This is a genomic window from Mesorhizobium escarrei (assembly GCF_935825525.1).
GTDB lineage: Bacteria > Pseudomonadota > Alphaproteobacteria > Rhizobiales > Rhizobiaceae > Mesorhizobium > Mesorhizobium escarrei.
The window spans coordinates 59455-74013 of sequence record NZ_CAKXZT010000174.1; the positions used below are offsets into that span (position 1 = coordinate 59455).

A 14559-nucleotide genomic window follows, 5' to 3' on the forward strand; every position below is an offset into this window, starting at 1 on the left:
GTCTCGATGCCGCCTTCGCTGCTCGCTCTAACTTTCTATTTAGCGTAATTCCCTAAGGAAAGCGCCATGCGCTTTTCCCGGGAAAACCGCTGCGCACCCTTCCTGGAATTGCTCCAAATGCCTCTTAGCATTGAATTTTTGAAAGCGCCTCCCGCTTTGCGGGCTGGCCCGACAAAAAGAAAACCTGCGGCAAGCGGGCTGCTTCGGCTGCTGCAGCCTCAGGAGGCGGTCTTGGCGCCGATCACTCTCAGCGCCGGACGCTTCCTGCGAATGCCGATGCGGCCCGCCACCGGCGCGTCGGCGCGGCCGTCGGCCTGCTCCTTTTCGGCAAACAGCCAGTCGATGAACAGCTGCACGATCGGCGCCGACCTCATCTCGTTGCGGCAGACGACATAGAAATCGTCGACCGCCGGCACCGACAGGCTGAACGGCGCGACCAACAGTCCCCTGGCAAGCAGTCCGCTTGCTGTCACCGTATCGCCCAGCGCCACGCCATGGCCGTGGACCGCCGCCTCGCTCGCCATGCGCGCGTCGCCGAGATGATGGCGCCGGCCGCGCTCCAGATCCAGCGCATCGGCGGCGGCCAGCCAGGTGTGCCATTCGCGGCCGTCGTCGCCGTGCAGGAAGACGTGATCGGCGAGATCGCGCACGGTGCGGATCGGACGGTTGTTGATCAGCGTCGGGCTGACCACCGGGAACAGCTCGAGGCCCGACCATTTGCGCATCCAGCAATCGGTCCAGCTGCCGTCGCCATAATGCACGCAGATATCGATATGCGGCGCGCGAAGGTCCCTGGCGTCATTGGACGGGATCAGCGTCAGCCTGATGTCGGGGTATTGCGAGGTGAAGCTGCCGAGCCGCGGGATCATCCACAGCAGCAGCAGCGCCGGCACGCAGGACACCGACAACGCGCCGGTGCTCGCCGGCCTCGTCATGCGCTGCGTGGCGGCGGCGATGCCGTCGAAGGCGGTCGACACCGCCGGCAGCAATTCGGCGCCGTGCGGCGTCAGCTTCACCCGCTGACCGGCGCGTTCGAACAGCTTGACGCCCAGCGACTGTTCGAGCGCCTTGATCTGATGGCTGACGGCGCCATGAGTGACATTGAGCTCAGCCGCCGCCTTGGTCAGCGAGGCATGGCGCGCCGTCGCCTCGAAGGCCCGCAATGGATTCAGGGGAGGCAGACGCTTGGCCATCGGAGCCTCAAAGGAACACGATCCCCAGAAGTGGGACCCGGTTTTGGATAAGATCGTGCTCGACATTAATGTGAGATTTTCTCACAGCAAAGACCCTAACAATATCAATTGATTTTTCAATGCAGCTGCAAGACACTTTGGGCCGTACAGCATCAAGACGTGAAATCCGCAGGCAGCCGGCGCGACCGTCATTGATGGCCGCACTGCACCAGCCATGGAGGACCGACATGGGTTATGATCGCGGCAAGCTCGAAGCGTTGCGCCGCAAATACGGCGAAAGCCATGGCGGCGAGATGTTCGACCCAAAATTCCGGCGTGTCGCCGACAAGATCTTTTCCAAGAGCGGCACGCGGCTGGCGCCCTATTCCGGCATCCCGACCTTCCTCAGCGCGCCTTACCGGGAAATAGCCGCCGACAATCCTGATTTCGGCGATCTGCAGGTGGCGATGATCGGCGTGCCGATGGACCTTGGCGTCACCAACCGGCCGGGCGCCCGCTTCGGGCCAAGGGCACTGCGCGCAATCGAGCGCATCGGCCCCTACAATCATGTCCTGGAATGTGCACCGACGCATGAGCTGAAGGTGGCCGACATCGGTGACGTGCCGTTCCAGAGCCGCTACCGGCTGGAGACCAGCCATGACGACATCGAGCGCCGCACCAACCAGATCGTCGATGCCGGCGTCGTCCCGCTTTCGGTCGGCGGCGATCACTCGATCAGCCACCCGATCCTGAAGGCTGTCGGCAAAAAAGCGCCGGTCGGCATGATCCATATCGACGCCCACTGCGACACCAGCGGCCTTTTCGACATGACCAAGTTCCACCATGGCGGGCCGTTCCGCAACGCGGTGCTCGACGGCGTGCTGGACCCGTCGCGCACGATCCAGATCGGCATCCGCGGCTCGGCAGAGTATCTGTGGGAGTTCACCTACGAATCCGGCATGACCGTGGTGCATGCCGAAGAGGTGACCGGCCTCGGCATCCCAGCCATCATCGAGAAGGCGCGCAGAATAGTCGGCGATGGCCCGACCTATCTGTCCTTCGACATCGACAGTATCGACCCGGCCTTTGCGCCCGGCACAGGCACGCCGGAAGTCGGCGGGCTTACGACGCGGGAAGTGCTTGAACTTCTGCGCGGCCTGAAGGGCCTCAACATCGTCGGCGGCGACGTCGTCGAGGTGGCGCCGCAGTATGACGCGACCACCAACACCGCCCATGCCGGCGCGCAGGTGCTGTTCGAGATCCTCAGCCTGATGGTGTTCAGCCCGGCGATCTCAGGCAAGCGAGCCTGACGCATCAGACCATGAAGTTCCAAGGCGACCGCCGCGCTGGAGCCGGCGGCCGCATTCAAACAAAACAAGCTTCCAGCAGGGGAACGACAATGACACTTCACATGAAGCTCAAATCATCCATCGCCGCCGTGCTGATGCTCGGCGGCCTTGGTCTTGCCACCCAGGCCGCCAATGCCGACGCCGTCGACGACATCACCAAGGCCGGCGCCATCAATGTCGGCATTTTCTCCGACTTTCCGCCCTTCTCCTCGGCCAGTGCCGACATGAGCATCAAGGGCTATGACATCGACGTGGCGCAGTTCATCGCCGACCAGCTCAAGGTCAAACTCAATTTGGTCAGCGTGACCGGCCAGAACCGCATTCCGTATCTTACCGACAAGCGCGTCGATATCCTGATGAGCGTCGGCTATTCCAAGGAGCGTGAGCAGGTGATCGATTTCGCCGCCGCCTACGCACCCTATTATATCGCCGTCATCGGCCCGGCCGCGCTCAAGGTCGAAGGCAAGGATGACCTCGCCGACAAGTCGATCGCCGTCAACCGCGGCACGCTGGAGGACACGTCGCTGACCGAGGCAGCACCCGCCTCGGCCGACATCCGCCGCTTCGACAACTACAATTCCGTCATCCAGGCCTTCATCTCCGGTCAGACCCAGCTGATGGTCGTCGGCAACGATGTCGGCGCCCAGGTGCTCGCCCGCCAGGAGGCACTGAAGCCGGAGCAGAAATTCCAGCTCCTCACCTCGCCGTCGCATATCGGCCTCAACAAGAACGAGGACCGCCTGAAACAAGCGGTCAACGACGCGGTCGCCAAGATGCTGGCCGATGGCAAGCTGGACGAAAGCTCGAAAGCCTGGCTCAAGACGCCGCTCAATCCCGACAACCTCAAGGATTGATCTCCGGGGTAAGGACCTATCATGGGCTACAGCCTCGACTTCGGCTGGGTTGCCGATGCGACAGGCGCGATCGCGCGCGGGGCGGCCACGACGATCCTTTTGATCGCCGTGACCACGCTCGCGGGAACGTTCCTCAGCATCCTCGGTGCGGCCGGGCGGCGAAACGGCCCCTTGCTGCTCAAGCGGGCGATCGGCGTCTATGTCGAGGTGATCCGCAACACGCCGTTCCTGGTGCAGCTGTTCTTCATCTTCTTCGGGCTGCCCAGCATCGGCGTGAGGCTCGATCCGCTGCTGGCCGCCATACTGGCAATGACGCTCAACATGGCGGCCTACACGATCGAGATCGTCGGCGCCGGGCTTGACGCGGTGCCGCGCGGGCAGACGGAAGCAGCACTGGCGCTTGGGCTCAGGCCACGTCAGGTGTTCGTCAAGATCGTGCTGCCGCAGGCGCTCAAGGTGATCTTTCCGGCGCTGACCAGCCAGATCATCATCATGATGCTGGAGTCGGCCGTGGTCTCGCAGATCGCAGTGCGCGAATTGACCTACGAGGCCGACATGCTGCAGGCGCGCACCTTCCGCGCTTTCGAGACCTATTTCGTGGTGACGATCGTCTATCTCGTCCTGTCGATGGGGCTGCGCCGGCTGCTGGTCAGCGGCGGGCGCCGCGCGCTGGGGGCCGGCGTGTCATGATCGAATTCACCTTCTGGGATATCGTCCGCAACCTTCTGCTCGCCGCGCGCTGGACGGTGCTTCTGTCACTGGCGGCCTTCGTCGGCGGCGGTGTGGTCGGCTTGGTCGTGCTGTTCTTCAGGATCGCCAAGAATAAATGGGCGCAGCGGCTTGCGTCGGGGTACATCGCGCTTTTCCAGGGAACGCCGCTGCTCATGCAGCTCTTCCTGATGTTCTTTGGCCTGCCGATGCTGGGCTTGCGCATAGAACCTTGGACCGCCGCAGCACTTGGCCTCACCTTCTTCGCCAGCGCCTATCTCGCCGAAATCTGGCGCGGCGGCGTCGATGCGCTGCCACGTGGCCAGTGGGATGCCGGTGCCAGCCTCGGCCTCCACTACCTGCAGGAGCTGAGGCTGATCATCCTGCCGCAAGCGTTTTCGATCACCCGCGCGCCGACCGTCGGCTTCCTGGTGCAGTTGATCAAGTCGACCGCGCTGACCTCGATCATCGGTTTCGAGGAACTGGTCAGGACATCCAACGCCATCAACAACGCGACCTTCGAGCCGTTCACCGTCTATGGGCTGGTCGCCTTGATCTTCTTCGTCATGTGCTTCCCGCTGACGCAATATGCACGCTCGCTTGAACGACGGGCGACGACAAACTGATGTCCTTGACACAGTGATTTTGACAGGTCGGCGACCGGCAGCGAACGTCGATCGTTCCGTTCAGTGGAAATCGCAAACCTTTGAGACTAGCGGAAACTTCCCTCCGCTTCGTCATTCCAGGGCAGAGCAAGGAGCGAAGCGACGCGGCGCAGACCCTGGGATGAGGAAGGCATGGGGCCTGTGGCTAATTACCAGCGCCAGAGAGGTGCCTGCAGGCCGGCCGGCAGCGACCGTCAGTCAAAGAACCAATCCCCTGGGCAGAGAAAACTCGCAAGCTGCCTCTGCGCTTAGCGTTCGAAAGCCTTCTTTTGGGTCAAAAGCAGTCATTGGGGATTAACCGATTCCGCGTTGTGAAAAACGATTGGTGACGATAACCGTGTTTCCGGCTCCTCTTCGGAGCTATCTCCTTGTTGGAAGAAGAGTTCTGTGGACTCTTACAATGCTTTATCAAGGGCTTGGGGATGAGAATTGCAATGTTCGTCGCGTTGGCCGCGACAGCGGCTGGATGCGCGACCTCTCCGGTCGACTATGGAGCGTCGCTTTCGAAGCAAGACCGGAAATGGGCGTCGCCGGAATGCCAGCAAGCCCGCATGGCGGCTTCGGACTACGACGCTCGCGAAAAAAAGCAGCCGGGCTGGGGAACCGGCGTCTTTCTTGGCCCGTACGGATTAGGGCTCGCAGCAGCCATCAAGGAGCACCAGCAGAAGCAACGAAAACTGTTCGCTCGCGCGGTGCACTTGCGGTGCTCAGGCCTTCCACTGCCAAAGGAGTTGCAAAGCGACTTAAGCCCACAGGCCGCGAGTGCAAATCAGACGAAATATCCATAGACGTCACGACTCCGCCCTGCTTCGTGACGAAGCCGCTTTCATCAATGCCCAAAGGAGAGCGGCGGCGCGATCCTGTCGCGCCGCAGCCAACGCGCCAGGAGCAGCGCCGCCACCACCGCGAGTCCCAACGACAGGCCGATCCAGATGCCGACGCCGTCGAGCCCGGAATGGAAGGCAAGCAGCACGCCGAGCGGCAGGCCGATGCCCCAATAGCCGATCGCTGCATAGATCATCGGCACCTTGGTATCGTGCAGGCCACGCAGCATGCCGGCGGCCACGGCCTGGGCGCCATCGAAAATCTGGAATAGCGCGGCAAAGGCCAGGAACGACACGGCAAGCCCGATCACAGTGGCATTGGCCGGATCGCCGAGATCGATGAAGGCGCTGATCAGCAGCTGCGGCCACAGGATCATCACCAGCCCCATCAGCGCCATGAACGAAACGCCAATGACAAAAGCGGTCCAGCCGGCGCGGGAAACACCTTCCGGATTGCCGGCGCCATGGGCGAGCCCGACACGCACCGTCGCCGCCTGGTTGAGGCCGAGCGGCACCATGAAGCTGATCGAGGCGATCTGGATGGCGATGGCATGCGCGGCGAGCGAGGCCGCGTCGATCAGGCCCATGAGAAGGGCTGCCGCGTTGAAGATCGTCACCTCGAAAGCGAGGAGGCCGGCGATCGGCAGACCGAGCCGCAGCAAGCCCTTGAAGCGCGGCCAGTCGGCCCGCCAGAAGCGCCCGAACAGCTGATAACGGCGAAACTTCGGCTCAAGCATCACCACCGCCGCCATGCCGACGAACATCAGCGTGCTGGACAGCGTGGTAGCGAGGCCGGAGCCGGCGATGCCCATCGAAGGGGCGCCGAGATTGCCGAACATGAACACCCAGTTGAAGAAGACATTGCAGGCGACGGCAACGAAGACGATGACCAGCGCCCAACCCGGCCGCTCCAGCGCCGAGATGAACGAGCGCAGGACGATATAGCCGTAGAAGGGCAGCACCGCCCATTCGAGCCAGCGCAGGTAGATGCCGGCCTGATGTGCCAGCGCCGCTTCCTGACCCATGGCCAGCAACACGGCCTCGCCGTACCAGAGAAATATCCAGATCGGGATTGAGATGAGGATCGCCAGCCACAGGCCCTGCCGCACGGTGCGGCGCAGATCGCGCACGGAATGGCGACGGCGGCCGAGTTCCATAGCGATCATCGGCGAGGTCGCCAGCATCAGGCCGAGCCCGAAGATCAGCGGCATGAAATAGAGATTGGCGCCGAGCGCGCCGCTGGCCAGCGTGTCCGGACCCAGCCGCCCCATCATCATAACGTCGGTGGCGGTCATCGCGGTCTGGCCGAGATTGGTGAGCACCATCGGCCAGGCGAGCGCCAGCGTCGCCCTGATTTCCTGACGCCAAAGGTTTTCCGGCGCGCGCGCGCCGACTTCGATCGCAGACATTTTTTCGCCTATCCGATTGCGGCGCGTCGGCAAAAAGGGCCGGAAGCCGCCTCTCAGCGCGGAAAATGGCCGCGATCGGCCCGGATTCCGCATTAACCGCCCGGCTTGTCTACGAAATGGGCAGCTATGACAAGGGGCTGGCTCAGGGGAAGCGTTGAGCCAGCAAGGCGTAGTGTGTCAAATCCCGCCTGTTTGGCCCTGCATATTGGGTCCGCCTGTTTGGAGAGAGCACAGAAGCCGCTATGATTGCGTCGTTGCTTGGACTGAAGAGCGGGCAGGTTGCATCAGAAGGCATGCGATGAGCGCATTTCCCGAAATCTATCTGGTTCGGCATGGCGAGACGGAATGGAGCGCGTCGGGAAAGCACACCGGCCTGACTGACATACCGCTGACGCCTGCCGGCGAGGCGGCCGCCGGGCGGGTCGCTGAGCGGCTGCAGGGCCTTTCGTTCCAGGCAGTCTGGTCGAGCCCGTCGCAGCGGGCCTTCAAGACCTGTACGCTTGCCGGCTTCGGTTCGGCCGGCGTGAAGAAGGCCGATCTGGCGGAATGGGATTACGGTGCCTACGAGGGACTGACCACGAAGCAGATCCTCATCGAGCGCCCCGGCTGGCGTCTGTTTCGCGACGGCTGCCCTGACGGCGAGGCGGCAGAGGATGTCCGCGTGAGGGTGGATCGGATCGTCAATGAATTGCGTGACGTCAATGGCAATGTCCTGGTGTTTTCAAGCTCGCATTTCCTGCGGGTGCTGGTGGCGCGCTGGGCCGGCCTGCCGCCGCAAGATGGCGCGCTTTTCGTGCTGGATACCGCCAGCACAAGCGTGCTCGGCTATGAACACGACCTTGGCGAGCCAATTATCCGGCGATGGAACCAGAGATAGCACACGCATTGCCGGCCATTCGAGCCTACCTGATTGCGTCCAGCGCCTGCCTCTGCCGGTGCATCTCCAAAAACACCCGGTAGTCGCGGTCGAACCGGCCGGCGGCCGTCGAATTGGGCTCTCGCGTCTTGCCGCCTTGCTGCATGGCGACGCAGGCAGCGTTCAAATCGGGAAAAAGCCCGGCGGCGGTGGCGGCGATCATGCCGGTGCCGAGCAGCACCGCCTCATCGGCCAGCGGCTCGACCACCGTGCAGCCGGTGGCGTCGGCATAAAGCTCCATCAGCAGCGGGTTTTTGGTGTGACCGCCGGTGACATGCAGCGTGTCGATCAGATAGCCGTTCTCGTTTAGCGCTTCCAGCACATGGCGCACGCCGAGCGCAATGCTTACGGCGGTGCGCCAATAGAGCTTGCACAGGCTGTCGAAGGAGGAATCCAGCGTCAGCCCGCTGATGACGCCGAGGGCATGCGGGTCGGCGAGTGGCGAGCGGTTGCCGTGGAAATCCGGCAGCACATGCAGCCTTCCGGCCAGATTTTCGCCATCTATCTTACGCAACTCGACAACGCGCCGGGCAATCCCGGCGTGCATGGCGGCGTCCGGCTCACCGCCGGCGCCGTGCCAGCGGATGATGTGATCGAGCAGCGCGCCGGTGGCCGATTGGCCGCCTTCCGACAGCCAAAGCCGGGGAAGCGCCGCGCCATAATACGGACCCCAGACACCGGCAAAGGGCTGCGGGTCGGGCGACATCGCCATGACGCAGCTCGAAGTGCCGGCGATCAGCGCCAGATGCCGGCCGATGTTTGTTTCGTCGCCGGCGAAGCCGCCGAGCACACCGAGCGCGCCGGCATAGGCGTCGATGACGCCGGCGCCGACCCGGCATTGTTCGGTCAGGCCAAGCTCGGCTGCGGCTTGCGCGCTCAGCCGGCCGATATCGGCGCCCACCGGGCTGGCCTTGTTAGGCAGATTGCCACGCTCGAAAAGATCGCCGAGCCCGACGGCCTGGAAGAAGTCGTGCCGCCAGCCGGTCTCTTCATGCGCCAGATAGGTCCATTTGGCGGTCAGCGTGCATTGCGAGCGGGCGAGCGAACCGGTTGCCTTCCAACTGAGAAAGTCTGCGAGGTCGAATAGATAGCCGGCTTCGTTCCATGTTCCCGGCAGGTTGCGCTTCAGCCACATCAGCTTCGGCGTCTCCATTTCCGGCGACATGACGCCGCCGATATAGTCGAGCACGGCGTGGCCGCTTTCGGTGCATTCATCGGCCTCGGCAATGGCGCGGTGATCGAGCCAGACGATGGTGTCCCAGCGCCTTTCGCCTGATACCGAGACGCTGAGCTGGCCACCATCCTTGCCCCGCACCACCAGCGAGCAGGTGGCGTCGAAGGAGATGCCGACGATATCCTGCGCCGCCACGCCGGCTTTTTCGCGGGCGGCGCGCACCGCAATGCAGACCGCCGACCAGATATCCTGCGAATCGTGTTCGGCGTGATCGGCCTTCGGCCGGTTCATGACGATCGGATGCTCGGCGCGGCCGAGCAAGGTGCCTCTGGTGTCGAGAATGCCCGCACGGGCGCTCCCGGTGCCGACATCGACCGCGCAAACGAAACTTTTCGTCAAGATATTCTTGCTCTCGCTCCCAGGCCTGCAATCAGATCGGGCAATTGCAGCATGTCAGCGAATATAAAGTCCGGCTCACTCGACGCAAGCCGCGCTTTCAGTGCCGGATTACCGGCATGCGAGCCGCCGGTGAAGGCGAGGACGCGCATTCCCGCCGCCCGTGCCGCCGCGACGCCGACGGGGCTGTCCTCGACGACGAGACAATTTTGCGGGATCGCTCCCATTTTGGCGGCTGCGTGGAGAAAAAGGTCCGGCGCCGGCTTGCCCCGCGCCACCATGGCGGCGCTGAACAGATTCGGCTCGAGCAGCCCGAGCAGCCCGGTGACGTCGAGCGCGTAGCGGATGCGATCCAGCGTGCCGGAGGAAGCGACGCAGCATGGCATGGCGAGCCTCGGCAGAACCTGGCCGATGCCGGGGATCGGCTTCAGCTCGTCGCGAAACTTGCGCATCAGCCCGACGCGCATCTCGCTCAGGTGCTGGTCGGTGATATCAAGTCCGAAGTCGCGACCGAGGATTTCGCGAACGCTTTTCATGCTCTTGCCGAGGAAATGCTCATAGGCGGCATCCTCGCTGACACTGCCGCCGGCAAGCGTGATCATGCTGAGCAGCGCCGAAACGGACAGCCCCTCGCTGTCGACCAGCACGCCGTCGCAGTCGAAAATCACCAGGTCAGGCGTCATTGCAGGGCCCTCATCAGCGGGGACATGCATTGAGCCGATCTTTAGAGATTGCCGGCGAGGTAGCGCGTCAGCGTCGTACGTGCGCCATCGGCCCAGAGTGCCTCGAGCGCCTTGGCAAAGGCTTCGACAAACGGCGCCGAGCGGCCGACCTCGCCATAGATGTCCTCCATGGCGAGCCAGGCGGCAGGCGCAGCCTTGGCCGCCCTGGCGGTCGTCTGCAGCCGGTCCCAGCTTGGATCATTGGGCTCGATGACCCCGCCTGAATCTGTGGTGCCGAAGCAATAGCGGCACCAGAGCGCCGATTCCAGCGCCAGACCGGTGACGCCCTTGCCGGCCTTCAGCCGGTCGGCGATGGTCGGGATGATGAATTTCGGCTGCCGGTTGGAGCCGTCGAGGCAAAGCCTGCGAATGGTGTCGCCGATCTTCGGATTGGAGAAGCGGTGCTCGATGAGTTTGTAATAGTCCTCCAGCACGGTGTCCGGCACCGGCGGCACCGTCGGGATGATCTCGTCGTGCTCCAGCCTGTCGAGAAAACCGCGCACCAGCGGCTCCTGCATCGCCTCGTGGACGAAGTGGATGTCCATCAGCCCGGCCGGATAGGCGATGGTCGCATGACCGCCATTGAGGATGCGGATCTTCATCAGCTCGTAGGGCGCAACATCGCTGACGAACTGCACGCCGACCTGTTCCAGCGGCGGGCGGCCGTCGGTGAAACGATCCTCCAGCACCCACTGCCTGAACGGCTCGCAAAACACCGGCCAGTTGTCGTCGAGGCCGAACTCGCTCGACAGAATGCTGCGCTCGCGTTCGGTGGTGGCCGGCGTGATGCGGTCGACCATGCCGTTGGGAAAGGCGACGTTCTCGCTCACCCAGGTCGCCAGTTTCTCATCGATCAGCCGCGCAAGCCCGATGACGCCATCGGCGGTGACATGGCCGTTGTGGGGGATGTTGTCGCAGGACATGATCGTGAACGGCACAATGCCGTCGTCGCGGCGGCGCAAGAGGCCGGCAAGAATGATGCCGAAGACAGTCTTCGGCGTTGCTCCCGGCTGCGCATCGGCGACGATGTCGGGATGGGTCGGGTTGAACACGCCCGACGCCGGGTCGATGAAGTAGCCGCCCTCGGTGATGGTCAGCGACACGATTTTGATCGCCGGATCGGCAAGCCGTTCTATGATCCCGGCCGCGTCGCCCGGCATCAGGAAATCGATCATGGCGCCGGTGACGCGGGCGCTCATGTGGGCAGAATCCTGCTCGACCACGGTGGTCAGCCAGTCCTGTTCCTGCAACTTGTCGCGGCCGACCTTTTCGCCGTCGAAGACACCGGCGCCGACAAGTGCCCAGTCGTGGCCGACGCCCGCATTGAACAGGTCGTCGAGATAAACGGCCTGATGTGAGCGATGGAAATTGCCGACGCCGAAATGCACGATTCCGGCCCTGAGCGCGGCGCGATCGTATTTCGGGCCGGCCACCTCAGGCGGAAGCTTGGCGAGGATGGAAGAAGAGAGTTTCACGGTCATCTGCTTTACCCTTTAGCGGGACGGCTCTTCCCCCCGTGGAGGAGACGGGGAGAAGAGCGCCTTCGCCCCCTCAACTCATCCACTGGCCGCCATCGACATTGTAGGTCTGGGCGACGATGTATTCGGCGTCGTCGCTGGCCAGGAACACCGCCATGCCGGTGAGGTCTTGCGCCGTGCCCATGCGGCCATAGGGCACCGCCTCGCCGACCAGCCTCTTCTTTTCGCCCCTCGGCCGGTTTTCGTATTTGGCGAACAGGGCATCGACATGGTCCCAGTGCTCGCCGTCGACGACGCCGGGCGCGATGGCGTTGACGTTGATGCGGTGCTTGATCAGGTCGAGCCCGGCCGACTGGGTGAGCGAGATGACAGCGGCCTTGGTGGCGCAGTAGACGGCAACCAGCGCCTCGCCGCGGCGCCCGGCCTGGCTCGCCATGTTGATAATCTTGCCGCCCCGGCCAGCCGCGATCATCGAGCGGGCGGCTGCCTGCAGCATGAACAGCGTGCCGGCGACGTTGACCGAAAACAGCCTGTCGTAGCTTGCCTTGCTGATCTCGACGATCGGCGCCAGGTCGAATAAAGCGGCGTTGTTGATCAGAATGTCCAGCCCGCCGGCCCTTGTCTCGATCGCCTTTATCGCCGCCTCGATCGAAGTAAGGTCGGTGACGTCGAGCTTGACCGCATAGGCTTTTGCGCCGATCTCCGAAGCGGTCTTTTCCGCAGCTTCGAGATTGATGTCGCCGATGGCCACCGTGGCGCCCTCGCGGACATAGGCTTCCGCGAACGCCTTGCCGATGCCGCGCGCCGATCCGGTGATCAGCGCCGATCTACCCTCGAGCCTCATTGCATCATCGCCTTTCCGTCGGCGCCGAAGCGGTGCAGCTTGGTCTTGTCCGGCGTCAGATAGATCGTGTCGCCGTGATGGGCAGCCAGTTCGCCGTCGGCGCGCACCGTCAGAGGCCCGACACCGTCAGCTTGAACGTGCAAAAACGTGTCGGAGCCGAGATGCTCGGCGACGCCGACCGTGGCTTTCCATTCGCCTGAAGTCTTCGAGATGTTCATATGCTCGGGACGGATGCCGACGGTCTTGGCGCCATGTTTGGCCGCCGGCCCACCTTCGATCAGGTTCATCTTCGGCGAACCGATGAAGCCGGCGACGAACAGGTTCTTCGGCGTCTTGTAGAGCTCCATCGGCGAGCCGACCTGTTCGATGTTGCCGGCATTGAGCACGACGATCTTGTCGGCCATGGTCATCGCCTCGACCTGATCGTGGGTGACGTAGATCATCGTCGTCTTGAGCTGATGATGCAGCTCGCTGATCTCCAGCCGCATGGTGCCGCGCAGTGCTGCGTCGAGGTTGGACAGGGGTTCGTCGAACAGGAAAGCCGATGGCTGGCGCACGATGGCGCGGCCGATAGCGACGCGCTGGCGCTGACCGCCGGAGAGCTGGCCGGGACGGCGATCGAGATAGTTGGTGAGGTTCAGGATGCGCGCCGCATCCTTCACCTTCTTGTCGATGGTGGCCTGGTCCTCGCCCGCCATCTTCAGCGGGAAGGCAATGTTCTTGGCCACCGTCATGTGAGGGTAGAGCGCATAGGACTGGAACACCATGGCGAGCTTGCGCTTGGCCGGCGCCTCGCCGGTGACGTCGCGGTCGTCGATATTGATGGTGCCGGCGGAAGTGTCCTCCAGCCCGGCGATCAGCCGCAGCAGCGTGGACTTGCCGCAGCCCGACGGGCCGACGAAGACGACGAACTCACCGTTCTCGATGACCAGGTCGATGCCCGGAATGATGACCGTCGACCCGAACGATTTGGAGACGTGCTTGAGCGTGATGTTTCCCATTGTGTTTCCTCCCCGGGGGTATCTTTGTCGGTTGCTTCAGGCAGCGTCCGTTACTTCACGGCGCCAAAGGTCAGGCCGCGCACCAGCTGCTTCTGGCTGAACCAGCCCATGATCAGGATCGGTGCGATCGCCAGTGTCGAGGCCGCCGAAAGCTTGGCCCAGAACAACCCTTGCGGGCTTGAGAAGGAACTGATGAAGGCGGTGAGCGGGGCGGCCTCGGTGGTGGTCAGCCGGATCGTCCAGAACGCCTCGTTCCATGCCAGAATGATGTTGAGCAGCATTGTCGAGGCGATGCCCGGCACCGCCATCGGCGTCAGCACATAGACGATCTCGTTCCAGAGCGATGCGCCATCCATGCGCGCCGCTTCCAGGATCTCGCCGGGTATCTCGCGAAAATAGGTGTAGAGCATCCACACCACGATCGGCAGGTTGATCAGCATCAGCATGACCATCAGGCCGATGCGGCTGTCGAGCAATCCGGTGTCGCGGAAGATCAGGTAGATCGGGAACAGCACGGCAACCGCCGGCATCATCTTGGTGGAAAGCATCCACATCAGGATGTCCTTGGTCCACTTGCCCGGCGAGAACGCCATCGACCACGCCGCCGGTATGGCGACGAGCAAAGCCAGGATGGTCGAGCCGACCGACAGGAACACCGAGTTGAGGAAGAACTTGAAGTAGCCGCTCTGCGCCTCGACCGCGGTATAGCTTTCCGTGGTTCCCGACGGAAACAGGTTGAAGCCCTGGATGGCCTCCTGCTCCGACTTGAACGAGGTGATGATCGTATAGAGGATCGGGAAAAAGATCAGCAGGGCGACGATCCAGGCGGCCGCGGTCGCGATCGTCTTGTGCTGGGTGCTGACTGCACGTGCCATGGTCAGGTCCTCCCGTATCGGCGATGTTGGCGGCAGGGTCGACCCCCACTCCGGTTTGCTGCGCAAACCACCTCTCCCCCGATCGACGGGGTAGAGGAAGGGTGCGGCTTCGATGCAGGCGTTTCCTCTCCCCCGGGCAGGGGGAGAGGTGTCCCGCGCAGCGGGACGGAGT

Annotated in this window: 14 protein-coding genes; 6 read left to right on the forward strand and 8 right to left on the reverse strand. The window is 63.3% G+C overall.

All coding sequences use genetic code 11. The annotated features are described in order from the left end of the window. Positions 1 to 218 precede the first annotated feature (218 nt). Positions 219 to 1193, reverse strand: coding sequence for a transcriptional regulator GcvA (gene gcvA / locus NMG80_RS34035; protein WP_254022195.1), 975 nt, complete (start codon positions 1191 to 1193; stop codon positions 219 to 221). A 227-nt stretch (positions 1194 to 1420) separates the two neighbouring features. Here gcvA and speB point away from each other — a divergent pair, with 227 nt between their 5' ends. The 5 genes from speB to NMG80_RS34060 all read left to right on the forward strand — a co-directional run bounded on the left by speB (position 1421) and on the right by NMG80_RS34060 (position 5536). Further along, positions 1421 to 2482 (forward strand): agmatinase, encoded by a 1062-nt coding sequence (speB, locus tag NMG80_RS34040; protein WP_254022196.1) that lies wholly within the window; start codon positions 1421 to 1423, stop codon positions 2480 to 2482. Between the two features lie 89 nt (positions 2483 to 2571). Next, positions 2572 to 3375 (forward strand): transporter substrate-binding domain-containing protein, encoded by an 804-nt coding sequence (locus NMG80_RS34045; RefSeq protein WP_254022197.1) that lies wholly within the window; start codon positions 2572 to 2574, stop codon positions 3373 to 3375. Between the two features lie 21 nt (positions 3376 to 3396). Continuing rightward, positions 3397 to 4065, forward strand: coding sequence for an amino acid ABC transporter permease (locus NMG80_RS34050; protein ID WP_254022198.1), 669 nt, complete (start codon positions 3397 to 3399; stop codon positions 4063 to 4065). Next, entirely contained in the window at positions 4062 to 4709 is a 648-nt protein-coding gene (locus NMG80_RS34055; protein WP_254022199.1) for an amino acid ABC transporter permease, read from the forward strand. Before NMG80_RS34050 ends, NMG80_RS34055 begins: the two co-directional genes overlap by 4 nt. 461 nt (positions 4710 to 5170) lie before the next feature. Next, complete coding sequence (locus NMG80_RS34060; RefSeq protein ID WP_254022247.1) at positions 5171 to 5536, forward strand: hypothetical protein; 366 nt, start codon at positions 5171 to 5173, stop codon at positions 5534 to 5536. Positions 5537 to 5577: 41 nt separating this feature from the next. Here the strand turns inward: NMG80_RS34060 and NMG80_RS34065 are convergent, their stop codons facing one another. Then, positions 5578 to 6981 carry an MATE family efflux transporter gene (locus tag NMG80_RS34065; RefSeq protein ID WP_254022200.1) on the reverse strand — a complete coding sequence of 468 codons (1404 nt, stop codon included), beginning with the start codon at positions 6979 to 6981 and terminating at the stop codon, positions 5578 to 5580. A gap of 298 nt (positions 6982 to 7279) precedes the next feature. On the opposite strand from NMG80_RS34065, the gene NMG80_RS34070 reads away from it, so the two are divergent. Beyond that, positions 7280 to 7858 (forward strand): histidine phosphatase family protein, encoded by a 579-nt coding sequence (locus NMG80_RS34070; protein ID WP_254022201.1) that lies wholly within the window; start codon positions 7280 to 7282, stop codon positions 7856 to 7858. A 25-nt stretch (positions 7859 to 7883) separates the two neighbouring features. Here the strand turns inward: NMG80_RS34070 and NMG80_RS34075 are convergent, their stop codons facing one another. From NMG80_RS34075 to NMG80_RS34100, 6 genes are all read right to left on the reverse strand, one after another. Further along, positions 7884 to 9470, reverse strand: coding sequence for an FGGY-family carbohydrate kinase (locus NMG80_RS34075; RefSeq protein WP_254022202.1), 1587 nt, complete (start codon positions 9468 to 9470; stop codon positions 7884 to 7886). Then, positions 9467 to 10150, reverse strand: a complete 684-nt coding sequence (locus NMG80_RS34080) for an HAD-IA family hydrolase (protein ID WP_254022203.1) — start codon at positions 10148 to 10150, stop codon at positions 9467 to 9469. Before NMG80_RS34080 ends, NMG80_RS34075 begins: the two co-directional genes overlap by 4 nt. Positions 10151 to 10191: 41 nt before the next feature. Beyond that, positions 10192 to 11670, reverse strand: a complete 1479-nt coding sequence (locus tag NMG80_RS34085) for a mannitol dehydrogenase family protein (RefSeq protein WP_254022204.1) — start codon at positions 11668 to 11670, stop codon at positions 10192 to 10194. 70 nt (positions 11671 to 11740) lie between these two features. Further along, positions 11741 to 12511: an L-iditol 2-dehydrogenase gene (locus NMG80_RS34090; RefSeq protein ID WP_254022205.1), complete on the reverse strand. Its 771-nt coding sequence runs from the start codon at positions 12509 to 12511 to the stop codon at positions 11741 to 11743. Beyond that, a complete protein-coding gene (locus tag NMG80_RS34095) occupies positions 12508 to 13512 on the reverse strand; it encodes an ABC transporter ATP-binding protein (RefSeq protein ID WP_254022206.1) in 1005 nt (334 codons plus the stop codon). Before NMG80_RS34095 ends, NMG80_RS34090 begins: the two co-directional genes overlap by 4 nt. 50 nt (positions 13513 to 13562) lie before the next feature. After that, positions 13563 to 14387, reverse strand: coding sequence for a carbohydrate ABC transporter permease (locus NMG80_RS34100; protein ID WP_254022207.1), 825 nt, complete (start codon positions 14385 to 14387; stop codon positions 13563 to 13565). Positions 14388 to 14559: the final 172 nt, after the last annotated feature.

What these genes read in the sequence shown, in the direction of transcription:
- gcvA (WP_254022195.1), bottom strand. Translation starts at nt 1,193, where the DNA reads ATGGCCAAGCGTCTGCCTCCCCTGAATCCATTGCGGGCCTTCGAGGCG.
- speB (WP_254022196.1), top strand. Translation starts at nt 1,421, where the DNA reads ATGGGTTATGATCGCGGCAAGCTCGAAGCGTTGCGCCGCAAATACGGC.
- NMG80_RS34045 (WP_254022197.1), top strand. Translation starts at nt 2,572, where the DNA reads ATGACACTTCACATGAAGCTCAAATCATCCATCGCCGCCGTGCTGATG.
- NMG80_RS34050 (WP_254022198.1), top strand. Translation starts at nt 3,397, where the DNA reads ATGGGCTACAGCCTCGACTTCGGCTGGGTTGCCGATGCGACAGGCGCG.
- NMG80_RS34055 (WP_254022199.1), top strand. Translation starts at nt 4,062, where the DNA reads ATGATCGAATTCACCTTCTGGGATATCGTCCGCAACCTTCTGCTCGCC.
- NMG80_RS34060 (WP_254022247.1), top strand. Translation starts at nt 5,171, where the DNA reads ATGAGAATTGCAATGTTCGTCGCGTTGGCCGCGACAGCGGCTGGATGC.
- NMG80_RS34065 (WP_254022200.1), bottom strand. Translation starts at nt 6,981, where the DNA reads ATGTCTGCGATCGAAGTCGGCGCGCGCGCGCCGGAAAACCTTTGGCGT.
- NMG80_RS34070 (WP_254022201.1), top strand. Translation starts at nt 7,280, where the DNA reads ATGAGCGCATTTCCCGAAATCTATCTGGTTCGGCATGGCGAGACGGAA.
- NMG80_RS34080 (WP_254022203.1), bottom strand. Translation starts at nt 10,150, where the DNA reads ATGACGCCTGACCTGGTGATTTTCGACTGCGACGGCGTGCTGGTCGAC.
- NMG80_RS34085 (WP_254022204.1), bottom strand. Translation starts at nt 11,670, where the DNA reads ATGACCGTGAAACTCTCTTCTTCCATCCTCGCCAAGCTTCCGCCTGAG.
- NMG80_RS34090 (WP_254022205.1), bottom strand. Translation starts at nt 12,511, where the DNA reads ATGAGGCTCGAGGGTAGATCGGCGCTGATCACCGGATCGGCGCGCGGC.
- NMG80_RS34095 (WP_254022206.1), bottom strand. Translation starts at nt 13,512, where the DNA reads ATGGGAAACATCACGCTCAAGCACGTCTCCAAATCGTTCGGGTCGACG.
- NMG80_RS34100 (WP_254022207.1), bottom strand. Translation starts at nt 14,387, where the DNA reads ATGGCACGTGCAGTCAGCACCCAGCACAAGACGATCGCGACCGCGGCC.